Source organism: Chryseobacterium electrogenes (assembly GCF_053553015.1).
In genome coordinates this window covers 48,101-71,389 of the sequence record NZ_JBNPPB010000002.1, presented here as the reverse complement: position 1 = coordinate 71,389, position 23,289 = coordinate 48,101, and the positions used below count along the sequence as shown (strand labels likewise).

General features: G+C 34.1%; 21 protein-coding genes. 10 read left to right on the top strand and 11 right to left on the bottom strand.

What is annotated here, in order from left to right; all coding sequences use genetic code 11:
• Positions 1-110: 110 nt before the first annotated feature.
• The 6 genes from ACQQ6V_RS00310 to ACQQ6V_RS00285 form a co-directional block, all read right to left on the bottom strand.
• On the bottom strand, positions 111-905 hold the full coding sequence (locus ACQQ6V_RS00310; protein WP_448846160.1) for a TPM domain-containing protein: 795 nt from the start codon (positions 903-905) through the stop codon (positions 111-113).
• Complete coding sequence (locus ACQQ6V_RS00305) at positions 886-1,317, bottom strand: TPM domain-containing protein (RefSeq protein ID WP_448843606.1); 432 nt, start codon at positions 1,315-1,317, stop codon at positions 886-888. Before ACQQ6V_RS00305 ends, ACQQ6V_RS00310 begins: the two co-directional genes overlap by 20 nt.
• The gene (locus ACQQ6V_RS00300; RefSeq protein ID WP_448843605.1) at positions 1,317-1,913 is read right to left on the bottom strand and encodes a LemA family protein; all 597 of its coding nucleotides are present in this window, start codon (positions 1,911-1,913) and stop codon (positions 1,317-1,319) included. The genes ACQQ6V_RS00305 and ACQQ6V_RS00300 overlap by 1 nt, the downstream gene beginning before the upstream one ends.
• Positions 1,914-2,108: 195 nt before the next feature.
• Positions 2,109-2,471, bottom strand: coding sequence for a DoxX family protein (locus ACQQ6V_RS00295; RefSeq protein WP_448843604.1), 363 nt, complete (start codon positions 2,469-2,471; stop codon positions 2,109-2,111).
• 31 nt (positions 2,472-2,502) lie between these two features.
• The gene (gene mazG, locus ACQQ6V_RS00290; protein ID WP_448843603.1) at positions 2,503-3,276 is read right to left on the bottom strand and encodes a nucleoside triphosphate pyrophosphohydrolase; all 774 of its coding nucleotides are present in this window, start codon (positions 3,274-3,276) and stop codon (positions 2,503-2,505) included.
• A 1-nt stretch (position 3,277) separates the two neighbouring features.
• Positions 3,278-3,928 carry a protein-L-isoaspartate(D-aspartate) O-methyltransferase gene (locus ACQQ6V_RS00285; RefSeq protein WP_448846159.1) on the bottom strand — a complete coding sequence of 217 codons (651 nt, stop codon included), beginning with the start codon at positions 3,926-3,928 and terminating at the stop codon, positions 3,278-3,280.
• Between the two features lie 303 nt (positions 3,929-4,231).
• Here ACQQ6V_RS00285 and ACQQ6V_RS00280 point away from each other — a divergent pair, with 303 nt between their 5' ends.
• From ACQQ6V_RS00280 to ACQQ6V_RS00255, 6 genes are all read left to right on the top strand, one after another.
• Entirely contained in the window at positions 4,232-5,749 is a 1,518-nt protein-coding gene (locus tag ACQQ6V_RS00280; protein WP_448843602.1) for an RNA-directed DNA polymerase, read from the top strand.
• Between the two features lie 149 nt (positions 5,750-5,898).
• Entirely contained in the window at positions 5,899-6,930 is a 1,032-nt protein-coding gene (locus ACQQ6V_RS00275; protein WP_448843601.1) for a Gfo/Idh/MocA family oxidoreductase, read from the top strand.
• 69 nt (positions 6,931-6,999) lie between these two features.
• Positions 7,000-7,962, top strand: coding sequence for a Gfo/Idh/MocA family protein (locus ACQQ6V_RS00270; RefSeq protein ID WP_448843600.1), 963 nt, complete (start codon positions 7,000-7,002; stop codon positions 7,960-7,962).
• Between the two features lie 74 nt (positions 7,963-8,036).
• A complete protein-coding gene (locus ACQQ6V_RS00265; RefSeq protein WP_448843599.1) occupies positions 8,037-8,927 on the top strand; it encodes a 3-hydroxybutyryl-CoA dehydrogenase in 891 nt (296 codons plus the stop codon).
• A gap of 85 nt (positions 8,928-9,012) precedes the next feature.
• Complete coding sequence (locus tag ACQQ6V_RS00260) at positions 9,013-10,722, top strand: phosphoethanolamine transferase (RefSeq protein WP_448843598.1); 1,710 nt, start codon at positions 9,013-9,015, stop codon at positions 10,720-10,722.
• 99 nt (positions 10,723-10,821) lie between these two features.
• Entirely contained in the window at positions 10,822-12,099 is a 1,278-nt protein-coding gene (locus ACQQ6V_RS00255; protein ID WP_448843597.1) for a hypothetical protein, read from the top strand.
• Between the two features lie 14 nt (positions 12,100-12,113).
• Here the strand turns inward: ACQQ6V_RS00255 and ACQQ6V_RS00250 are convergent, their stop codons facing one another.
• Positions 12,114-12,890, bottom strand: coding sequence for a hypothetical protein (locus ACQQ6V_RS00250; protein ID WP_448843596.1), 777 nt, complete (start codon positions 12,888-12,890; stop codon positions 12,114-12,116).
• Positions 12,891-13,065: 175 nt separating this feature from the next.
• Between ACQQ6V_RS00250 and glgP the strand changes: the two genes are divergently transcribed.
• Positions 13,066-14,718, top strand: coding sequence for an alpha-glucan family phosphorylase (glgP, locus tag ACQQ6V_RS00245; RefSeq protein WP_448843595.1), 1,653 nt, complete (start codon positions 13,066-13,068; stop codon positions 14,716-14,718).
• A gap of 90 nt (positions 14,719-14,808) precedes the next feature.
• A complete protein-coding gene (locus ACQQ6V_RS00240; protein WP_448843594.1) occupies positions 14,809-15,444 on the top strand; it encodes a hypothetical protein in 636 nt (211 codons plus the stop codon).
• Positions 15,445-15,542: 98 nt separating this feature from the next.
• Here ACQQ6V_RS00240 and aceA read toward each other — a convergent pair whose 3' ends face one another.
• Together aceA and aceB are read right to left on the bottom strand one after the other, a co-directional pair.
• Complete coding sequence (gene aceA, locus ACQQ6V_RS00235) at positions 15,543-16,823, bottom strand: isocitrate lyase (RefSeq protein ID WP_448843593.1); 1,281 nt, start codon at positions 16,821-16,823, stop codon at positions 15,543-15,545.
• Between the two features lie 91 nt (positions 16,824-16,914).
• A complete protein-coding gene (gene aceB / locus ACQQ6V_RS00230) occupies positions 16,915-18,489 on the bottom strand; it encodes a malate synthase A (protein WP_448843592.1) in 1,575 nt (524 codons plus the stop codon).
• Positions 18,490-18,614: 125 nt separating this feature from the next.
• On the opposite strand from aceB, the gene ACQQ6V_RS00225 reads away from it, so the two are divergent.
• Positions 18,615-20,090, top strand: a complete 1,476-nt coding sequence (locus ACQQ6V_RS00225; RefSeq protein ID WP_448843591.1) for a helix-turn-helix domain-containing protein — start codon at positions 18,615-18,617, stop codon at positions 20,088-20,090.
• A gap of 277 nt (positions 20,091-20,367) precedes the next feature.
• Positions 20,368-20,613: a DUF8828 family protein gene (locus tag ACQQ6V_RS00220; protein WP_448843590.1), complete on the top strand. Its 246-nt coding sequence runs from the start codon at positions 20,368-20,370 to the stop codon at positions 20,611-20,613.
• A 60-nt stretch (positions 20,614-20,673) separates the two neighbouring features.
• Here ACQQ6V_RS00220 and ACQQ6V_RS00215 read toward each other — a convergent pair whose 3' ends face one another.
• On the bottom strand, positions 20,674-21,075 hold the full coding sequence (locus tag ACQQ6V_RS00215) for an META domain-containing protein (RefSeq protein ID WP_448843589.1): 402 nt from the start codon (positions 21,073-21,075) through the stop codon (positions 20,674-20,676).
• 130 nt (positions 21,076-21,205) lie between these two features.
• A complete protein-coding gene (locus ACQQ6V_RS00210) occupies positions 21,206-23,257 on the bottom strand; it encodes a M13 family metallopeptidase (protein WP_448843588.1) in 2,052 nt (683 codons plus the stop codon).
• Positions 23,258-23,289: the final 32 nt, after the last annotated feature.

The following is a 23,289-nucleotide window of genomic DNA, read 5'->3' as shown; positions in this document are numbered from 1 at the left end:
TTCGTAAATTTAATGATTAATAATAAAATAATCCCTATCTAAAATTCAAAAACAAAAAAGCAACTCAAAATTAATCTTGAATTGCTTTTAATCTATATTAAATTTTTTTTTTACCAGCCGCCACTTGCGCCACCGCCGCCGAAGCTTCCGCCGCCGCCAAAACCACCGAATCCGCCACCAGAAGAACCTCTTCCAAAGCCACCTCCACCAAAACTTCCTGGGAATGGGAAAAATCCGCCTCGGTATCGCCTGCTTCCTCTCCTAGAAAGGATAACATCATCGTCATCATCATAATGCCCACCGTTATTACCATCTGACTTACTAATGATAATCACAATAATGATTATAATAAAAATAAGTACTAACCAATTAAAATTGCCTTCTGGTTTCTCTTTTTTAACAATAGGTTTAAATTTCCCTTGTACAGCTTCCATAATCGCGGTAGTACCACGATCTATACCTTGATAATACTGTCCATTTTTAAAAGATGGTGTTACCAAATAGTCCATAATCTGACCTGCCACCGAAGCTGTTAGATATTGCTCTACAGCACGACCTTGTTGTATAGACATTGTATGATCTTGTGTAGCGATGAGAAAAACAACGCCATTATCAACGTTTTTCTGTCCTATCTGCCATTTCTCGCCATACATTGTTGCAAGAAAATTAATATCTTGACCGCCAGTTGTTGGGATAATAATAACCTCTATTTCCGTAGAAGTAGAATCCGAAAATTTTATCAATTTCTGATTAAGTGCATCTTTCTCTTGACTTGTCAATAGATTAGCTTGATCAAAAACTGGGTAGAGTATTTTTGGTTTTTCGGGGATTTTTTGTGCGGCAAGACCAGATAGCAAACCAACAAAAAAAATAATAATCCCAACTTTAAGAGAAGGTAATCTCATTGGATAATTCATTGGTATTATTTCCTTTTACAGGAAAATGTTTTTTTAATTCTTTGCCGGTTTTCATGATACCATCATAAATCGCTTTAAAATATTGCCCTTGTACAAATTCTGTTGTAATCTCATCATGCAAAAGATCCCAAAAATATTGACTGACTTTTGTATGAATACCTTCGTCGCCAATGATCGTCAGATACTTTTTTTCAAAATTAATATGAAATAAAACTGCATTGCGCTCTTTAGTCTCATGCATGTTAAGCGATCTAAAAACTTCCCAAGCTGTTTTGGCATTATCTTTATCTGTATTGGCATCTATATGCACACGGATCTCTCCAGACGTCATGCTTTCTGCATTTTGAATGGCGTCTACTAGAGATATCAATTCGCGATCTGTGAGATATTTTGTATTCATTATTTAAAAACTTCTGGTGCTTTCTCAGCGCCAACTTCTGCTTTAAAATATGGCTTAGCTTTAAAATTGGTAAAATTAGCTATGATATTATTCGGGAAAAGCTCTATTGCTGTGTTATAATCCTTAGCCGCATCGTTATAATATACAGTTTCTGTACGGATACTGTTTTCTATTGCTGTGTATTCTCTTTGGAAATTAATGTATTGTTGATCTGCTTTCAGATTAGGATAGCTTTCTACTACAGCCATTAATCTGCTTAAAGATCCCGTTAATTGTCCTTGTGCTGCCTGGAATTTCGCCATATCTGCCTCGGTCATATTGGTTGGATCAATATTAATCCCAGTCGCTTTAGATCTTGCTTCTACAACTTGTGTTAAGGTTTCTTTCTCGAAATTAGCATAAGACTTTACGGTATTCTCAAGATTAGGAATAAGGTTAGCTCTTTTTTGGTAAACAGTCTCTACGTTAGACCACTTAGCAGTCACAACTTCTCTTTGTTTTACAAAATTATTTCTTACACCTGCGCCCCACATAAAGGCGATAACGCCAATGACGATTAGAGCAATTACTACGACTAAACAGCCTTTTCCTTTCATAGTTTGTTATTTTTAAGTATTGTTATAATAGTTAGTTAATCAAATATACAAATTATTGTAGATGATTATAGATTGTTTTCAATTAAATTAAATAGCCCTGATTGAGCGGCATGTCTGAGCTCGTCCTAAAAGCTAGGAAAAAGTTAGGCTTAGGACAGCGAGTAGCGAAAGCAGGTTCTCGGCTCCTAAAAAAAACTAAAAAATATTAGTGTAATATAACGCCCAAAGAATTAATAGTACTTGTATTGGCAAACGAATGAGCCGAATGGTTTTAGAAAGACCAAAACTCACTTTGTCGTTTTGGTACATATACCAATTGGCAGGAAATACGCCTATTAATAATAAAACTAAACCCCAGGCGGAGAAAATGGACGTCTGCGGAATTAATAAACCGATGCCCAAAATAACTTCTCCTAAGCCCGAAAGATTGTTCCAGAATTTTTTGTTTTCGAAATAAGGCGGAATAATTTTCTCATACATTCTTGGCGCACGGAAATGGTTAATCCCCGCCAATATAAATACAATCCCGAATAAATATTGATGCCAAGGCGTGTCCATAATTTAGATTTTGTAGATTAAAGTTATAGTATTATGATTTCTCAAAAAGTTTAGCTTCTTCCCAAAGTTCGTCCATTTTTTCTAAAGTAAGGTCGGACAAGACCAGATTTTTCTCTTTGGCGAGATGTTCCATTTTTTGAAATCTTGATATAAATTTATGATTAGTTCTCTCCAAAGCCGTATCTGCATTAAGCCCAGAAATACGTGCGTAATTAATCAACGAGAAAAAAACATCACCCAATTCTTTTTCCTTTTTGTCAAGATCCGTCTCTGCATGAAACTCCTCCAACTCCTCTTCTACCTTGCCCCAAGCATCTTCCGCTGAATTAAACTCAAAGCCAATGCCTTTAACTTTATCCTGAATGCGATAAGCCTTAATTAATGGTGGCAAAGCTTTTGGCACGCCAGAGAGAATGGATTGATTGCCTTCTTTAAGCTTCAGTTTTTCCCAGTTTTGTTTGACTGTTTCTTCATCTTCTGCAACAGCATCGCCGTAGATATGAGGATGGCGGAAAATCAATTTTTCATTAAGAGAATTAATCACATCAGCTATATCAAAGCTTTGTTTCTCAGAGCCAATCTTGGCATAAAAAACAAGATGAAGCAAGACATCGCCTAGTTCTTTTTTGATTTCTGGTAAATCCTCGTCTAGCAAAGCATCTGACAACTCATACGTTTCTTCTAAAGTGAGATGGCGCAAGCTCTCAAAAGTCTGCTTCTGATCCCAAGGACATTTTGCTCTGAGATCATCCATAATATCCAGCAATCTCCCGAAAGCTTCCATTTTTTCTTGTTTGCTGTGCATCTTAATGGTTTTTATCTTGTAACATGGGGACAAATTTGTACACCCCGAATTCTTCTCTTTCGAATTGTGTATCGCTCACTTTGGTAAAGCGCATCAAAATCTGCTCTTCCTCCTTCCCTAACGGAATAACCATGATGCCACCTACTTTAAGCTGTTTCAATAATTCTGTTGGTAATATTTCTGCACCACAGGTCACAATAATTTTGTCAAAAGGCGCAAAACTTGGCAATCCCGCAAAGCCATCGCCAAAACTCTGAAACTTAGGTCTCAGATTAAGCTCACGGAAAATCTTTGATGAGAAATCATAAAGACTTTTTTGGCGTTCTATGGTATACACCGAGGTATTCATCGCCATAAGAACTGCCGCTTGATAACCGCTGCCTGTGCCGATTTCTAAAATCTTATCACCTTCTTTGGCTTCTAACAATTCTGACTGCTCTGCCACCGTGGACGGATGCGAAATCGTCTGCTGAGATGCAATCGGAAAGGCGCGATCTTCATACGCATAATCCTCAAAAATGCTTTCCATAAAAAGATGCCTCGGCACGCTATTAATCGCGCTAAGCACCAACTCATCTTCTACACCAATTTTCTCACGAAGGTAGTCTACCAAGTGTTTTCGTTTCCCCTTATGTACAAACGTATCTCTCATTACAACAAAAATACAAGAAGCCACGCTCATTTCAAAATTAAAGATGGCGAAAGTTTTTTAAGAACAGTCAATTTTCGGTTTTGTAAAGAGCTTTTTCCGGCTATCCGCTGTATCTTTTCTAGGCTCGCTCGGACGGCTCCGCTCCGCTCCGCCGCCTCACTCAACAAAAAAAGGATGCCGCTTCTATCCGGGCTAAGAAGTGAGATTGTATTTTCTTCGGAAGATTTTTTGGATTATGGAAAACCGTAATTAAGCATTAATGAAATGCTTTATATTTGATGAAAAGATACTACACTTAGAAAAATGAAAAAATACATTGATTACAATAATGAAATTTCTAAAGATGAATTATATGATGGTTTAGTTGGTCACGGTTTATTTGCGGAGAAAATACCTAACTTTTTAACTAGCGTTGATTTTTTAGCATTTACAAAAACACTAACTTTTCCAATAAATGAAAAGCCAAAAGATTACATAAGGTATTCAAGTATGCGAAATATTAATATTCCAAGACCATTGGCAATACCTGAACCTTTCGCGTACTCAAATCAAGTAAAATGCTTGGCAGACAATTGGGATAAAATAAAATATCACTTTACAAAAAACACAATAAACGATCCATTCAAAATCAGCAGGATTCATTTAAGAAAACTTAAAAACAGACCTGAACTTTTTGAAATGAACTACAAGAATTTCTCAAAGGATGGAGACCCAGAGCAAGACATTGTGATTAAAAGTAAATATGTTGCATTGGCTGACATTTCAAATTGTTTTCCAAGTGTTTACAGTCATTCTATTTCTTGGGCTTTAATTGGTAAAATTTTAGCCAAATCAAAACAAACAGATAAACTCGAATGGTTCAATCAAATTGATTTCAATACACGTAATCTCAAACATGGAGAAACAAATGGAGTTTTAATCGGACCGCATTCTTCAAACTTAATATCGGAAATAATACTTATTACTGTAGATAATGAATTAACAAAAAAGAACTTTAAATACATAAGAAATATAGATGATTATACTTGCTATATTGATTCATACGAAGAAGCAGATAGTTTTTTTTTAGTCTTATCCGAAGAACTAAAAAAATATGAGCTAGCCCTTAATAGCAAAAAGTCAAAAATAATTCCATTGCCTTTAGCAAGTGTAAAAAATTGGGTAACCAAGTTGAATCATTTTAATTTCACAAACACCTATATTGTAAATTCCAAAGAGGCAATACGAGTTAAAGAACTAAAAGGTTTTATTGACTTTGCAATTGAATTAATGTTAGACGAAGATTCTGATGCTGCCATATTAAATTATGCCATAAAAATCCTTTCGAACAAGCATTTAGACGCAAATGCAAAAGATTATTATGTTAAACAAATACACCATTTAGTTTTACTTTACCCATACTTAATAAATCTTCTTGAAGCAAAAGTATTTGAACCACACAAAATTGACAAAAATATAATCAAAAGAATAGCCCAAGACATTTATGCCTACGGACTTAAAAGGAAAATTTTTGAAGCCTGTTCTTACGCAATATATTGGGCAATTAAATATGATTTCGATATTGAAGTAGCAACGATTAAACAAGATTCCATAAATTCTTTAGATTGCATTTTTCTAATGATTTCATATCTGTATGACAAAAAGCACAATAAAAAAGCATATCTCAAAGAATATAAAGACCTATCAAAAACTTTAAAGAGAGACGACTTTGATAGATACTGGCTTTTTATCTATGAAACATTATCATCGGCAGAATTGACACACAATTTTAAAACAATGAAAAGAAGTGGGTTGACATTTATTAAACCTGAATTTAACTAATAATAAAAAGTTAAAGCTCTGCCTTAATTAATAATGGCTAAAGTTTTGAAACCTCAATCCAAAGCTTAACTATCTTCAGAATCAGCCAATCATCATATTCTAACGTCAACTCATTTTCATTTTGCTTAAATTTGAAGAAAAGTAAAAGAATGCAAATCATAAAAACAGCCTTGCTGGCCTATGGCGGATCCGGAAAATTGTTTCACGCTCCTTTTTTAGAGGTTCACGATGGTTATCAATTGATAGGCGCTTGGGAACGTAGTACTAAGAATATTCAACATGATTATCCTAATGTAAAAAGCTTTGACACTTTAGAAGATGTTTTACAAAGTGATGCCGACCTTATCATTGTAAACACGCCAATCTTTACGCATTTTGACTATGCTAAAAAAGCCTTAGATGCGGGTAAAAATGTTTTGGTAGAAAAAGCCTTTACAACAACTTCTGCCGAAGCCGAAGAACTCTACCAATTAGCGAAATCCAAAAACTTGAAACTTTGCGTCTATCAAAACAGACGTTGGGACAGCGATTTTTTAACGGTAAAAAAAGTCTTAGAAAGCGGAGAATTGGGAGAAATCCTAGAAGCAGAAATAAGATTCGAAAGGTATAATCCCAACCTCAGCCCAAAAGCTTGGAAAGAAAAAAATCAACCAGGCTCCGGTATTTTAATGGACTTGGGCGCACATACTATCGATCAGGCTTTGGTATTATTTGGTGAGCCAGAAGCTATTTTTGCGGATATCAGAAGCTTGCGCCCTGATAGCGAGGTTAATGATTATTTCGATATTTTATTGTTTTATCCTAATAACAGAGTGAGACTCAAGTCAACATTTTTTGCGAAAGAACAATCTGCAGGTTATGTTTTGCAAGGTAGAAATGGCAGCTTTTTCAAAGAGCGAGGTGATGTGCAAGAAGATGATCTTAAGCTTGGTAAAATCCCTAATCGCGAGACTTGGGGCACAGAAGATCCGGCTAAAAAAGGACTTCTCAATACCAATAATAACAGAGTACACATCGATACAGAACAGGGTAATTATTTAGAATTATTTGATGCCTTATACAGAAGTATTGTGTTGCACGAAGAAGTGCCTGTCCCTGCATCCGAAGCAGTAAAAAGCCTAAAAATCATGGAAATTGCTCTAGCAAGTTCTGAGTCTGGGAAGAAAATCCAATTAGATTAATGTAAAAAAAATAAAACCTAAAAGTTTTAAATTATTATCTTTACAATCCTTAAAAAAACAGACTTCAATATGCTAAAAGCAGGCCTTGTCGGCGCAGGACATTTAGGAAAAATCCATTTGAGACTACTTAATCAATCAGAAAAATATGATTTGGTTGGTTTCTTTGATAACGACTCAGAAAATGGTAAAAAATTAGAAGCAGAATTTGGCTATAAATACTTTGACAATCTTGATGAGTTGCTGTCTCAGATAGATGTTTTGGATATTGTAACGCCTACTTTATATCATTTCGATTATGCTAAAAGAGCCATAGAAAAAGGCAAGCATTTCTTCATTGAAAAACCAGTCACTCAAACGCTAGAACAAGCCGAAGAAATCTTAAGATTGTGTAAAGAAAAAGGCATCAAAGCGCAAGTTGGGCACGTAGAACGTTATAATCCAGCTTTTATCGCAACCAAAGATTATATTAAAAATCCGATGTTTATCGAGATCCATCGTTTGGCGGAGTTCAACCCAAGAGGTACGGACGTTTCTGTAGTTTTGGACTTGATGATTCACGATCTTGATATTTTGTTGAGTTTGGTAAAATCTCCTGTAAAAGATATCCATGCGAGTGGTGTCTGTGTCGTGAGCAAAACTCCAGATATCACCAATGCCAGAATTGAATTTGAGAATGGTTGTGTTGCCAATCTTACCACGTCTAGAATCTCAATGAAAGCCATGAGAAAATCTAGATTTTTTCAACAAGATGCTTACGTTTCTGTAGATTTCTTAGAGAAAAAAGCGGAGGTGATCAGGATGAAAGAAGCACCAGAAAATCCGTCTGATTTTGATATGATTATTGAAAATGCGGAAGGCGAAAAAAATCAAATCTTATTCGAGTATCCTAACATCCAACCAAATAATGCAATTTTGGACGAGTTAGAGAGTCTAGCCGATGCAATTGAAAAAAATGAACCCATCCAAGTTTCTCTTGAAGATGGAACTGAAGCGCTTAAAGTAGCTTTAAAAATCGTGGAATTGATTAGCTAATGCGTTGATGTGATGATGTGATGATGTGGTATTTTCGCAAAAAAAAATAATTTTAGAATAAATAATAAAAATATATGAAAAATATCGTCGTAATAGGCGCAGGAACTATGGGAAATGGTATTGCCCATACTTTTGCTCAGACAGGATTTAAGGTAAGTCTAGTTGATGTTTCTCAAGATGCGTTGGACAAAGGGATTAAAACCATCACCACCAACCTTGACAGAATCATCGCAAAAGGTAATCTTACAGAAGACCAAAAAGCAAAAACACTAGCTAACATCACAACATTTACAGCATTACAAGATGCTGCAAACAATGCTGATCTTATCGTGGAAGCCGCGACAGAAAATCAAGACTTAAAGCTGAAAATCTTTAAGCAGATGGATGAGTTTTCTCCAGCACATTGCATCTTGGCGACCAATACATCTTCCATTTCTATCACAAAAATTGCTGCGGCAACTTCTCGACCTGAGAAAGTAATCGGCATGCACTTTATGAATCCCGTTCCGATTATGAAATTGGTGGAGATTATCAAGGGCTACTCTACGTCCAAAGAAACTTTTGATGCGATCTATGACTTATCAAAAAACTTAGGCAAAGTGCCTGTGGAAGTTAATGATTACCCAGGTTTTGTAGCTAACAGAATACTGATGCCGATGATTAATGAGTCCATAGAAACTTTATATAACAATGTGGCTGGCGTAGAAGAAATAGACACCGTGATGAAGCTAGGAATGGCGCATCCAATGGGTCCTTTGCAATTGGCAGATTTTATTGGTCTTGACGTTTGTTTAGCAATTCTTAACGTGATGTATGACGGTTTTAAAAATCCAAAATATGCGCCTAATCCATTATTAGTTAACATGGTAATGGCTGGTAAATTAGGAGTGAAGTCTGGTGAAGGTTTTTACGATTATTCTGAAAGTAAAAAAGCCGAAAAGGTTTCTAAAATGTTTGCTAAATGATAATTAATAACAATTTGTTAAAAACTAATCTTAAAAAACTATACTTTTTTAAGATTAGTTTTATTAATTAAAAATAATTACAATCATGATGAATAGAAAAAAGGTAATTAATAGGGCTATAATAAAAAAGGATTTAAAATCACAACTTTTCATCCAATGTATATTATTTTTAATTTTATTAATTCCTAATTTCTACACTTTATTTTATGCTACCGATTTACAAAATAGTTTAAAATTAAAGTTATCCTATCTTGTATTATCTTTATTGGTGTGGTTATTTCCTTTTATTATCTTTAACACAAAGACTTACTTTAGAATTGGGATCCTCTTTCTCCTACTCTCACCATTAGAAATTGGCTTTGTCAAAATAACAGGACTCCCTATTAATATTGGGTTTATGGAGAGTGTTTTTAATTCTAATTTTTTAGAGATTAAAGAACAACTATCATCCAATATTTTAGAATTAAGCTTTTTAGGTTTAATTTTAATTATCTACTGCTACCTAATAACTTTTGTGGATAGAATTAATATCAAATTAAAGGTAAAGCTTTATTTCATTTTAGCTTTTCTTGCTATTAATTCGGTGTTATTTTATAGCATGTATAACTTATTAAGTAAAGAAATAAACCTTAAAGATCGCTTAGATATTTCGCTAGAAAATACGACTAAAAAATACAAGAAAGTTTTCCCTACTAACTTCATCATAAATGGAATTAATGCAATAGAAGCTAATGAAAGCAATAAAGCATTAGCTAAGGAAATTAATAATTTTACCTTTAATGCTAAAGAAATATCTCATAATAATGAGAATGAAATTTACATTTTAGTGATTGGAGAAACTGCCAGAAGACATAACTTTCATCTTTACGGATACGAAAGACAAACCACGCCTCATCTAGATAAAATAGAAAATATAATCGCTTTTTCTAATGTTAATAGTGCAGCTACACTTACTTTACAATCTATTCCACAGATTATAACGCGAGCTAATCCTGATCAACTTAACCTTCAGTATAAAGAGAAAACAATATTGGATGCTTTTAAAGAATCGGGATATTACACTGCTTGGATTGGTGTACAGAATATATCTACTCCACTTGTCAAAAGATTAAAATCGGTAGCTGATTACACTTACTTTACACAATCTGATATAAGTTCTGGTAATTTTTATGACATGGATATTCTTAAAAAGATTAATCAAATTATAGAGAATAAAGAGAATAAAAAGAAATTTATTATCATACATACTCTAGGAAGTCATTTTCGTTATTCCAATAGATATACCGAAGATTTTGAAAAATTTACACCAACGATAAGCAAATCTGGCTATACCAATATTGGTCTTGACTCTAAAGAAAAATTAATCAACGCATATGATAATTCTATTCTTTATACGGATTATTTCTTGTCATCTTTAATTAATAATGTACAAAAATCGAATTCAATTTCGGGCTTATTTTATTTATCAGACCATGGAGAGAATCTTTATGATGATAATAAAACTATCTTTCATGGTAGTGAGAATCCAACAAAATTTGAATATGAAATTCCTTATATTGTTTGGTATTCTAATAAATACAAAGATTTTTATCCAAATAAAGTACAGGCCATGCATAATAATAAAGATAAAAAAGCAGTTTCTACATCTACTTTTTACTCATTATTAGAAATGGCTAATATTAGTTATGATAATTCTAATAAAGAAATATATAAAAGCTTACTAAATAGTGGTTACAAAGAGCCTGTTAAGAGAAAATTAGTAAATAGTAAAAACGAGATTATTACAATAGATTAAGCAATATTGATTATGACGAAAAACAAATTAATCTTAAAAATTGACAATTTCTGCAGACTATCTATTATTAATACAATAATCATTACAATCACTTACATTATGATTGTAATAAGGTTTCTACTTAATGAGAAAGGCCGTGTTAATCCAGATTCTATAAGATATATGCGTCAAGCTCATCTATTGCCAATTATAGATAATACAACCGCTCCATTAGGCTATCCTTTTTCTATAAAAATACTGACCTACATTGGCTTAGACGAATTCTGGAGTAGCAAGTTGATTGGTATTTTAGCTTTTACCATCATGTTGATTTTCAGTTATAGAAAACGATTTTATTTCAAAGAAGTTGTCGCAACATCTGCATTATTTAGTTTTGTTTCGATTTTTTCTTATACAATGAGCGAGGCATTAACATTACCGTTTGTTTTTTTTCTTATCTATCTCTCAAAGGAAATCATTGACGGAAAACTTAGCTCTACAAAAGCAATTATAGGTCTTAGTATTCTGTTAATTATCTTATACAATATAAGATATAGCGCATTGTTTATCATGGCTGCCATGGGATGGTTTGGGCTGTTAAACATAAAAAAATACTATGGTAAATATTTTATCATATCAGCGATTGTAGGTATTGCTTTTATAATCTTTTTCAAGTTTTTCTATATTGATTATTTTAACAAAAACTATGTGGATAGCTTTCTTAATATTGGGCTGAAACCAACATCGCAATTATTAATAGAATGCTTCCAAGGTTTGACAACCAGTTTTAATCCTTTTATACACATTGCAGATCCCAATGGTGGTAAAATTAATTTCTTCATCTATGGGATTGGATTAGCTAATATCATTGTTTTATCAATCTTAATAATAAAAAATAAATTAACTGACATCCAAAATTTAATGATTTGGATAAGCATTATCGGTATTACTTGTTCTTATTTTGTTCAGTTTTTTTATTCAGTTAATGCTATAGATTATAGATTACTTTCACCTTTTATACTTCCTATATGGCTAGTATATTTCCAGTTACTATTTAAAAATCTCGGAAGTTTAACCTATTGCATTCCATTATTAAGCCTAATCACAGGATTTGCTTTTACTTGGCTATCAAAGGGCAATTACCTCGAAAACCGAAAAGAAATCCAGCAGTTTTTACACAATGAAAATTTAGAAAAAGAACCTATGAAATTTTATCTAAAAGCAGAATCTGATATGGCTAACATCCGTTCTGTAGAAATTATTAGCACGGTAAATCCTGATATTAGAATTACTTTTGACCCAAAAGATACCTTAAGGCCGAAAGTATTAACGCCTTATAAAGTAGATCAGAAACTCAATTTACAACGCAATAATTTTCAGAAATTTAATAGAAAATAATCTTGTAAAAAAAATTACTTAATCACCACCATCTCGCTGTAGAGATTTTCTAAATATAATATCCGCTGAAAGGGACTTTCTACAAAATTAAGAATTTCTGGCTCGTGGATATAACTATATCGGGACGACATATTATGCATATTAGACACTAGGATTAGCCAGCAATTATCAATCTTTTTACTGTATAGAAAATGCTTATTATTCTTCTTTTCTATGATGTGTAATATCTTTTCTGCTTCTAGTGCATCAAAAAGTGACATCCCATAATCTAATACCAAAAGAACGCCTTTTTTATAGGGCGTTCTTCGTATAGTTTTTATTAATTTAGATTTTTTCAATTGCTTTATGGTAGAAATTATTTCTTGTACCAAAAGATTCTTCTGAGAAAAATCGGTAACGTGGGTACTAAAATCAATATGATAAATTCCCTTTTCTACTTGCATTTCTATGAGTTGCTTTTCGACATCACGGAAAATATGATTAATCATAATTTCTTTTTTCTTTAATTCTAAATCGTTAATAATCTCAGAAATTTCTAAGCCAATTCTTTTATTATTGATTTTAACAATAAAATCAGGACTTTCTCCTGTCAGATTTTCAATTTCTATATCTGGATAATGCTTCAACAGACTACTCAGAAGCAATATTTCTGTCTTTTTCTTGTAAGAATCTCTTTCAGATAATTTTTCTTGATCTATCTCGCCACACCAAAATCGCAATTTCTCTGCGCTAGATTCTTGTCGCAACATGCACAACTCCAAATTTTTCCCAAGATCTTCTGTAAACAACATAATCTACTGATTTACAATTATCAACATAATAAATTTACACTTTTATACAACACAAAATCCATCATTACGAAAAATTAATCAAAACCGACATACTATTAACTTTTATGCAGATGATAATCTTAGTACTTCAATTACTTCAGAATTATTACATTTGTTAATATAAAATGATGACGAAATGGATTTTAAAAGCTATAAGATGCCTTACAGCATCAATCCTCTTTATACCAAAAAAGCAGCCTACTTCTCCATGGAATTTGCTATTGATCAATCCCTTAAAGTCTACAGTGGTGGATTAGGATTTTTAGCAGGCTCCCACATGAGAAGTGCATATAACCTAAAGCAAGATCTTATAGGCATCGGTATTCTTTGGAAATATGGATATTATGACCAAGCTCGTAATCCAGATCAGACACTTAATCCAGTATGGACCAAGAAAATGTATTCTTACTTAGAAGATACTGGGATTAAATTTCAGATTGAAATTCATAATGCTCCAGTTTGGGTAAAAGTATGGTACCTTAATCCCGAAACTTTCAAAACATGTCCTATATTTTTCTTAAGTACGGATGTGCCAGAAAACGACCATCTTTCTAAGACTATTTGCCACAAATTATACGATGCTAACGAGTCTACTAAAATTGCGCAATACATCTTATTGGGTAAAGGTGGTGCCAAATTATTAGATGAAATTAATCTAGATCGTGACATCTATCACCTTAACGAAGCTCATGGCTTACCAGCAGCATTTTATTTATTAAAAAAATACTGTGGAGATCTTAATAAGGTCAAAGAAAAGTTGGTTTTTACAACCCACACACCAGAAGAAGCTGGTAACGAGAAGCACGACCTAAGCCTTTGTCATGATATGTCCTACTTTTCTGGATTAAGCATAGACGAAGTAAAACAAATTGAAGGTGTGCAAGACGAGCGTTTCAACCATTCTCTTTGTGCACTAAGAATGGCAAAAATAGCCAATGGCGTTTCTCAATTGCATGGCGTTGTTTCTCGCGAAATGTGGAATAAATATCCCGGAATCTGCGAAATCAAATCGATTACCAATGCTCAAGAATTCAAATATTGGGCGGACAAACCTCTTTATAATGCTAAAGATGAGCGCGAAAATGAGACTTTCGATTTTAGAAAACATTATCTTAAAAAGAGAGCCTTCCGTATCGTCGCAGATCAAACTGGTAAATTGTTTGATCCTAATGTATTAACAATTGTCTGGGCAAGACGTTTTGCCGGTTACAAAAGAGCAGATTTACTTTTGGCAGACAAAGAGCGTTTCCGTAGATTATTAGAAAATAAAGATTATCCAGTACAAATTATCTGGGCAGGAAAACCTTATCCAATGGATTATAGTGCAATTTCTACCTTTAATAATTTAGTTGAAGAAAGCAAAAATTATAAAAACATGGCTATCCTTACTGGTTATGAATTATCATTAAGTAAATCGTTAAAACAAGGCTCTGACCTTTGGCTTAACAATCCAAGAGTGCCACGCGAGGCATCTGGTACTTCTGGTATGACCGCAGCAATGAACGGTTCTGTTAATCTATCGACCGATGATGGATGGATCCCTGAGTTTGCAAAACACGGCGAAAACTCTTTTGTCGTACCAAAAGCAGATTATGATAATATGACAACGATAGAGCAAGATGCCTATGACCTACACAAGTTGTATGATATTTTAGAAAACGAAATTGTACCTACTTATTATAAAGACAAAAATAAATGGCGTAATATTAGCCAAACAGCAATGACTGACGTTAGAACTCAGTTTAATAGCGACCGAATGGCAGATGAATATTACAAATTGATGTATTAATTCATAAAACTATTAAGCCTTTCGATTTTTTCGAGAGGCTTTTTTTGTAAATTGCCGAAAAATCAAACAAAATCATTAACCTATATTTATATGGCAAAAAATTTATTAATTGGACTAGCGACATTATTATCAATAGCCACTTACAGTCAAAAATTTCAAAAAGCAGTTATCGAATTATCTGATGGAAATAAAAAGTCTGGACTAGTTAACGGAAAGAGCTTATCCGATTCAAAGGAAATAAAATTCAAAAATGACGATAACGCAAAAGCTGAAGCAATCTCAAAAAACACCATAAAAGCAATAGATTTTTATTCTTCCAATAATAAAATCTATCATATAGAAAACATCTCGATAGCTAATGAGAAAAAAACAAAATTCTCGTCAGAATGGATGCTAAATATACTTTCTGGGTATTATGAATTGTATGTTATTGCTGATTATTCTTTTGATAAAGAAGGAAATCTTAAGCTATCAACAAACTATATTGCTGGTAAAGACCTTCCTGAATTTTACTATTATATCAAAAATAAAGACGAAAAGTATGCAGAAGTTTTTGCAGCTTATAGCCCGTCACCAACTTATTTTGGGTTACATAAAATATTAAAAGAGAACGTTATTAAATTTATGTCGGACAACAAACCTCTTGTAGAAAAAGTTGAAAGTAAAAAACTATCGACCAAAAACGTTGTACAAATTGTTAGGGAATACAACGATTTCAAAAAATAAACGAAAGCGACCATAGCTTAATTAAAAACACAAAACCCCTGATCTCGAAAGAAACCAGGGGTTTTTAGAAATAACAATTACAAGATTAACATTAAATTTTAATGAAATTGAGCCGCTTCTGTAGAATCTTTCATAGCAACTGTTGCAGATGACCTGTTAGTTACCACATTTTGAATTTCGTCAAAATAACCTGTCCCAACAAAGCTCTGATGCTTTACTGCGCGGAAACCCTTCGCTTGTAACGCAAATTCTCGTTCTTGCAACTCAGAATAGCCCGCCATTCCGCGTTCTTTATAAGCCAAAGCCAACTCAAACATAGCAGTGTTCAACGCATGGAAACCTGCCAATGTGATAAACTGGAATTTGTAGCCCATCTTTGCCAACTCTTCTCGAAACGTCAACATTTCATCAACAGAAAGCTTTGCCGCCCAATTAAAAGAAGGAGAACAATTGTAAGCCAACATTTTTCCTGGATATTGCGCATGGATACCTTCTGCAAATTGTCTTGCGTAGTCCAAATCAGGATTAGAAGTTTCCATCCAGATCAGGTCAGCATAAGGCGCATAAGATAATCCTCTGTCAATACCTTGTTCTACGCCATTATTCACAACATAAAAACCTTCCGAAGTTCGCTCACCAGTCACAAATTTCTTATCTCTATCATCAATGTCAGAGGTTAGTAAATCAGCAGCATCGGCATCTGTTCTTGCAATAATCAAACTCGGAACGCCCAAAACATCTGCCGCTAGACGCGCCGCAATTAATTTGTTAACTGCTTCTTGTGTTGGTACCAAAACTTTGCCACCAAGATGCCCACATTTCTTAGCAGAAGACAACTGATCTTCGAAGTGGACGCCTGCCGCACCTGCTTCTATCATTTGTTTCATCAACTCGAAAGCATTAAGATTTCCACCAAAACCTGCTTCTGCATCGGCAACAATCGGCACCAGATATTCTTTATCACCACCGCCGTTAACGGATTGTATTTGGTCTGCTCTTAACAAAGCATTATTAATTTTCTTAACTACAGACGGAACAGAATTAGCGGGATATAGAGACTGATCGGGATACATTTCTCCAGACAAATTAGCATCTGCCGCTACTTGCCAACCAGAAAGATAAATAGCTTCTAAGCCTGCATCTACTTCTTGCACGGCTTGATTGCCTGTTAAAGCGCCCAATCCTGCGACAAAATCCTGAGTATTGAGTTTATACCAAAGTTTCTGCGCCATCTCTGTTGCAATGGTGTAATCAATTTTGTACGATCCTCTAAGTTTCAAAACTTCTTCTGCGCTGTAAGGTCTTTGTACGCCTTTCCAACGTGGATTAGTGAGCCAATCTTGCTCCAGTGCTTCGATTTTTTGTGATGTTGTTTTCATTGTATTTTGTGATTTGGATTTTTATATGTAAAAAAAGTCTACTGAATTAAGTAAAATGTACTTTTTTCATTGTACGTTATACTTTTTACAATTAAATAAATTGATAAGCTTTTATGGTTAAAAACTCTTGAAACTCATCATCAAATATTAAAGAATCAAAGAGTTCTGTTGCCCGCTTAAATTTTCCTTTTTGGTAACGTTGTTCGCCCAGATAATTTTTGATATTAAGCAATTCTTCCTCTTGCCATTTTAAAATTAATTCTTTGGTCAAGATTCTACCGTCTTCCAACTTTGCTTGATTATTAAGCCATTGCCATACTTGCGTTCTAGAAATTTCTGCCGTAGCAGCATCTTCCATGAGATTATAGATGGCTGCTGCGCCAACACCGTTAAGCCAACTTTCTATGTATAAAATCCCGACATTAATGTTTTTTCTAACCCCATTTTCGGTAATCGTTCCCGTAGGAATTTCTAGCAGATCGCTTTCTTTAATTTGATAACTAAGTTTTTTATCAATCTGATTATTGTTTGGCATATAATCATCAAAAATCGCTTTTGCAACTTCCACTAATGCGGGATGCGCCACCCAAGTGCCATCATGACCATTTTTTACCTCACGCAACTTATCCGCTTTTACTTTATCAAAAGCTCTTTGATTAGCCTCTTCATCGTTTTTAATAGGAATCTGAGCTGCCATACCGCCGATCGCATGGACATTTCTTTTGTGACAAATCTCAATAACTCTCTTAGAATAAGCTTCCATAAAAGGCGATGTCATCGTTACTTGATCTCTATCTGGAACGATAAATTCGGTTAAGTTTCTGAACTTTTTGATGTAAGAAAAAATATAATCCCAACGACCACAATTGAGACCTGCACTATGATTTTTTAATTCAAATAAAATCTCATCTAACTGGAAAGATGCTGTAATCGTCTCTATGAGAACTGTTGCTTTTATCGTGGATTGCGGAATATCTAAATAATCTTGAGCGAAAACAAAAACGTCATTCCACCAACGGGCTTCTTTATAATGTTCTAATTTTGGCAGATAAAAATAAGGACCACTTCCGTTCTTAATTAATGTCTTTGCATTTTTGAAAAAATAGATCCCAAAATCCACCAATGATGCAGACGCTTCTTCGCCGTCGATGATAAGATGCTTCTCATTAAGATGTAACCCTCGCGGTCTAACTAATAAGGTAGCAACATGGTCATTAAGTTGATAACTTTTCCCGTTTTCTGCTGTAAAATCAATGTTCTTATGGATGGCATCCGACAGATTAATCTGACCTTGCATACAATTATCCCAAGTCGGCGCATTGCTATCTTCAAAATCTGCCATAAAAGTTTTAGCACCAGAATTGAGTGCATTAATAATCATTTTTCTGTCCACAGGACCTGTAATTTCTACGCGACGATCTAACAAATCACTTGGCAGAGGATCACAAGTCCAATCGCCAGCTCTCACCGCTTCAGTTTCTAGTGGAAATGTCGGTAAAACATGATGATCAAACTCTACTTGTTGAAGCTTTCTCGCGGCCAAAAGCCTTAATCTTTCTGGATTAAATTTCTGATGAAGCGCCAGCAAGAAATCATCTAATTCAACATTAAACCATTCATTATAAGAGTTCTCTGAAGCTATTTTTATTAATGATTCTGTTTTCATAAAGATTGTTTTTGTGATTTGACATTACAAACCTAAAAAAATATTTTCACAATTAGCGAACGTTCGCTAAATTTTAACATTAAATTATTATGCGGAAAATCGCTTAATATTTTTATCTTTGAAATATGAAGACAGAAAGTGATTTTATCAAAACCGTTTTTGGACTTAAAGTAAAACAACAACGCCAGAAAAAAAGTTGGTCGCTACAAGATCTTGCCACCAAAACTGGCTTGTCAAAATCTTATCTTAACGAAATAGAAAACGGAAAAAAATATCCAAAACACGACAAAATCCTTCAGCTTTCTGAGGCATTAGCTTGTACTTTTGATGATCTTGTTTCTACAAAATTGGATAAAAGTCTTGCACCTTTTGGAGAAATATTACAATCTGATTTTTTTAAGGAAATACCGTTGGAGCTTTTTGGGATTAGTAAAAATAACCTCATCAGCATCATTAGTGATGCACCAAAAAAAGTGACTGCCTTTATTAACGCCTTGATAGAAATTGCACAAAATTATAACTTGGGCAAAGAGCGATTTTACTTTGCTGTCTTACGATCTTTCCAAGAGTTGAATGATAATTACTTCCCCGAAATCGAAGAAAAGGCAGTAGAATTTGGGATTGAAAATAATCTAGAACTCAACCAAAATCTTAATTCTAAAACTTTAGAACATATATTAACAGAAAAATTCGGGTATCAGATTTCATCAGAAAACTTTTCTAAATATGACACATTAGGCAACTTAAGATCACTCTATATTCCTGAAAAAAACTACCTTCTCCTGAACGAAATGTTAGAAAAAGATCAAATAACTTTTATCCTAGCAAAGGAAATTGGCTTTAATGTACTGGCTCTAAAATCGAGACCTAACACCTATTCTTGGCTAGATTTCGGGAGCTTTGAAGAAATACTGAACAACTTTTACGCCTCATATTTTGCAGGTTGTCTATTGATTTCTAAAAAGGAAATTATTGATAAAACTTCTGAGTTCTTATATCAACGGAATTGGGAACCGCAATATTTCCAGGATCTTATAGAGCACTTTACAAAGTCACCAGAGACTTTTTACTATCGTCTCACCAATGTACTTTCTTCTGAGATGAATATTAAAGATCTTTTTTATCTCTGTTTTGTAAAAAAGAAAAATACTGATAGAATACAGATTATAAAAGAACTACACCTCAACCATCAACAAGCGCCCCACTCTAACGCCACCAATGAGCATTATTGCAGACGTTGGATTGCGGTAAAAAACTTACAAGACTTGAAGGAAAATGAAAGCATAACAGCTGCTCAAATTTCGCATTATAAAGATCAAGGTGTGAGTTATCTTGTGATCTCTACGTCGCAAAAAAACCCATTTTCTGATGGAAGCAATAGAAGTTATTGTCTAGGAATTTTATTAAATTCTACAATATTGAAGAAAATAAATTTTGCTAAATCACCCGCTATAAAAACGATAAATGTAGGTGTAACCTGCGAATCTTGTAGTATATCTGACTGTGATGTACGCCAAGCACCACCAATAAGAATAGAAAAAGAACAATATAATAGCGATATGAAAGTCGCCATTACCAAGATTAGGAAAGATTTTGCTTAAGATAAAATAAGCTTCAAAAATTAGTAGAATAAAACAAAAGCAATAAAGCTGGCATTTGTTTTTTTGTTATCTTTGAGGACTGGATTTTAGGAGATTTCGAAATGATGAAAAATCTTAAAACCTAGCCCCGATTGTAGTGGAAATCCTTTTGTTGATTGCTAAGCAACGCGAAAGCATCAATAAAAGATTGCAACGAAAAGCGGGTAGATACTTGGAAAAAAGTGAAATATTACTTGCTCCAAAAAAAATAATTAGAAACCTTTAAAATTTTTATAAGATGAAATTACCTAAGTTTTTATTAGCTGATAATTCGGAGTTTCCAGAAGATCTATTTGTTGTTCATACAGAATATCCTCGTTTTATCCTAAACGTTGAGGAAGAAGAAGTTGAGTGGCTAGATGATCTAGAAGGAGATGATGAGGAAACTGTTGCTAACGAGGCTACTAAAGTGGTTGAAGATGCCTTTAAATGGTGTGATGAAGAGTTGGCAAAATACGACGAAGAGGAAGAAGAAGAGGCTTAATCGCTCTTTATATAACCGAAAAAGAAAAGGAACTCTAATTGAGTTCCTTTTTTTATGTTCTTATTTCTTATTGAATTTCAAAAGCAATATTTTGTCTTTATAAAGTTCTAATGTTGTATCGGTTACGATATACTTATTAGCTTCTTGTAGCATATTGAGGAAGTTATTTTCTACGCTCATATTGATACATGCTTTTCTTGTAGATCCGATATTAGAGGCTACAAAATCTCCAAGCTTAGGATTGCTCGTAAAACTGTTAGAGAAATAGTTATTACATCCTGCATTTCCCGAAATTTTATTGGCTACGATTGACAAAGTAGGTTGCTCACTGTTAACGTCTTCTGCCAAAACCCATTCTGTACCTACTAATGAAGGTTGTGCTGTGCCTACTTTTGCGCCGCTAGTTGCTGTACACGAGGTAATCACTAAGGCTGCCGTTATTGCTAAAAATATATTCTTCATAATTTTTAATTTTAACAATTGCAACAAATATGCTATTGTTTGATTAACCAAAGATAAAATTAATTTTTCTAAAACACGAGCCAGAAGCTAAAAAATAAAAACCGCCCTTATGAGAGCGGTTTTGATATGCTTACCAGATTTTAATTCTATCAGCTGGTTTTTTATAAAGCTTGTCACCTTCTTTTACATCAAAAGCTTTGTAGAAAGCATCAACGTTAATAAGTGGCGCAAAACTTCTGAAATATCCTGGAGAGTGCGGATCTGTTTTGACTTGATTCATCATGTACTTCTCACTAGATAAGGTTCTCCAAACTGTTGCCCAACTCATAAAGAATCTTTGATCTTGAGTAAAACCATTAATGTTACCTGGATTTCCTTTGTCTTTAAGATACATTTGCAAAGCGTCAAAAGCAATATTAACACCACCAAGATCGGCAATATTTTCTCCATTAGTAAAAGTTCCGTTAACGAAAGTCCCTTTTACAGGCTCATATTTATCATATTGTGCAGCCAAAGCTTTCGTTGCTTTTTCGAAGTTAGCTTTATCTTCTGGCGTCCACCAATCTACCAAGTTACCGTCTGCATCAAATTGTGCACCTGAATCATCAAATCCATGACTCATCTCGTGACCAATAACAGCTCCAATACCACCAAAATTAACCGCAGCATCAGCTTGTGGATTAAAGAAAGGCGGCTGAAGAATAGCTGCTGGGAAAACGATTTCGTTATTTACTGGGTTGTAATATGCATTAACCGTCTGTGGCGTCATGCCCCACTCTGTCTTATCAACGGCTTTTCCGATTTTAGCTAAATCTTTATTATACTGCCACTCAGAAATGTTCTGTAGGTTACCATACAATGTTCCTCCTTTCGCTTCAGAAACAATGTTTAACTGAGAATAATCTTTCCACTTGTCTGGATAAGCTACTTTTACCGTAAATTTATTAAGCTTCTCTGTTGCTTTAACTTTAGTTGTAGCAGACATCCAAGATAGATCATTGATATGAACAGCAAAACTTTTCTTAAGATAATCTATTAATTCTACCATCTGAGCTTTGGCTTCTGCAGGGAAATATTTCTCTACATATAATTTACCAAAAGCTTCTCCTAAAGAACCATTAATTAACTCATATCCTCTTTTGTTAAGTGCTCTTTGTTCTTGCTGACCTCTAAGATATTTACCATAGAAAGCAAATTTCATGTTACCTAATTTTTCACTTAAATAAGACGCGCTTCCGCTTATTAAATGAAACTTAAGATAATCCTTAATTACAGGAAGATTTTTGGCATTGATAAATTTGTCCAAGTTTTTGTAATATCCGATTTCTCCGATAATCACTTTATCAGAATTTACGCCAACAGCCTTAAGGTAAGCCGGAAGATCTACATTTTTCACTAACTTAGAAAGCTCAGCCATTGTTCTTGGGTTGTACTGAAGCGTATTATCACGGCTCTGCTCGTTAGTCAGATAAGTTTTTGCAATACTAGTCTCATAAGCAACAATAGCTTTAGCAGAAGCGTCTGCATTTTTGTAACCCAACTCTTTTAACATTGAAGCTACATATTTGGTATATTCTGCAAGAGTTTCTGTATTCTTAGGATTTACTTTTTGATAGTAATCTCTTCCCATCCCTAATGAAGCGTCACCAAGATAGATAACATTCATTTTAGAATCTTTAAGATCCGCATCTACGCCCCATCCGTAGAACGTATTTTCTCCTTCTTTAGTTACTGAAGTTAAATAATTCTGAAGATCTTTAACCGACTTAATCGCATCAATCTTGCTGATATTTGCCTGAATTGGCTTGATTCCGTCAGCATTTCTCTTCGTCATGTCCATGTACGTCGCATACAAGTCCTGAATTTTTTTACCCTCTGTTCCGTCTGCAAATTTATCCTTCAATAACGATTTAAGAATCGTCATAGAGCTGTTATCTGTATCTTCTGCAAGCTTGTTAAAACTTCCCCAAGTAGATTTATCAGAAGGGATTTTAGCAGTTTTCATCCAAGTACCGCTCACGTAATTATAAAAATCATCTTGCGGACGAACAGACTTATCCATCAAGCTAAGATCTAAACCTTTATCGTTACTCTGACTCATTGTAGTTGTATTTTGCGCTGAAACAAAATTCTGCGTACAAATCCCTGTCAAAAGTAGTAGTGAAAATGATATTTTTTTCATGTATAATTAATTATGGAATATTTGTCGAAAGC

Coding starts and splice junctions, on each gene's coding strand:
- ACQQ6V_RS00250 (WP_448843596.1), bottom strand. CDS start 12,890: ATGTTGTTTACAGAAGATCTTGGGAAAAATTTGGAGTTGTGCATGTTG.
- aceB (WP_448843592.1), bottom strand. CDS start 18,489: ATGAAAACAGAATCATTAATAAAAATAGCTTCAGAGAACTCTTATAAT.
- ACQQ6V_RS00240 (WP_448843594.1), top strand. CDS start 14,809: ATGGCAAAAAATTTATTAATTGGACTAGCGACATTATTATCAATAGCC.
- ACQQ6V_RS00310 (WP_448846160.1), bottom strand. CDS start 905: ATGAGATTACCTTCTCTTAAAGTTGGGATTATTATTTTTTTTGTTGGT.
- ACQQ6V_RS00255 (WP_448843597.1), top strand. CDS start 10,822: ATGATTGTAATAAGGTTTCTACTTAATGAGAAAGGCCGTGTTAATCCA.
- ACQQ6V_RS00210 (WP_448843588.1), bottom strand. CDS start 23,257: ATGAAAAAAATATCATTTTCACTACTACTTTTGACAGGGATTTGTACG.
- ACQQ6V_RS00305 (WP_448843606.1), bottom strand. CDS start 1,317: ATGAATACAAAATATCTCACAGATCGCGAATTGATATCTCTAGTAGAC.
- ACQQ6V_RS00275 (WP_448843601.1), top strand. CDS start 5,899: ATGCAAATCATAAAAACAGCCTTGCTGGCCTATGGCGGATCCGGAAAA.
- ACQQ6V_RS00280 (WP_448843602.1), top strand. CDS start 4,232: ATGAAAAAATACATTGATTACAATAATGAAATTTCTAAAGATGAATTA.
- ACQQ6V_RS00295 (WP_448843604.1), bottom strand. CDS start 2,471: ATGGACACGCCTTGGCATCAATATTTATTCGGGATTGTATTTATATTG.
- ACQQ6V_RS00300 (WP_448843605.1), bottom strand. CDS start 1,913: ATGAAAGGAAAAGGCTGTTTAGTCGTAGTAATTGCTCTAATCGTCATT.
- ACQQ6V_RS00225 (WP_448843591.1), top strand. CDS start 18,615: ATGAAGACAGAAAGTGATTTTATCAAAACCGTTTTTGGACTTAAAGTA.
- ACQQ6V_RS00220 (WP_448843590.1), top strand. CDS start 20,368: ATGAAATTACCTAAGTTTTTATTAGCTGATAATTCGGAGTTTCCAGAA.
- mazG (WP_448843603.1), bottom strand. CDS start 3,276: ATGCACAGCAAACAAGAAAAAATGGAAGCTTTCGGGAGATTGCTGGAT.
- ACQQ6V_RS00285 (WP_448846159.1), bottom strand. CDS start 3,928: ATGAGAGATACGTTTGTACATAAGGGGAAACGAAAACACTTGGTAGAC.
- ACQQ6V_RS00260 (WP_448843598.1), top strand. CDS start 9,013: ATGATGAATAGAAAAAAGGTAATTAATAGGGCTATAATAAAAAAGGAT.
- ACQQ6V_RS00270 (WP_448843600.1), top strand. CDS start 7,000: ATGCTAAAAGCAGGCCTTGTCGGCGCAGGACATTTAGGAAAAATCCAT.
- glgP (WP_448843595.1), top strand. CDS start 13,066: ATGGATTTTAAAAGCTATAAGATGCCTTACAGCATCAATCCTCTTTAT.
- ACQQ6V_RS00215 (WP_448843589.1), bottom strand. CDS start 21,075: ATGAAGAATATATTTTTAGCAATAACGGCAGCCTTAGTGATTACCTCG.
- aceA (WP_448843593.1), bottom strand. CDS start 16,823: ATGAAAACAACATCACAAAAAATCGAAGCACTGGAGCAAGATTGGCTC.
- ACQQ6V_RS00265 (WP_448843599.1), top strand. CDS start 8,037: ATGAAAAATATCGTCGTAATAGGCGCAGGAACTATGGGAAATGGTATT.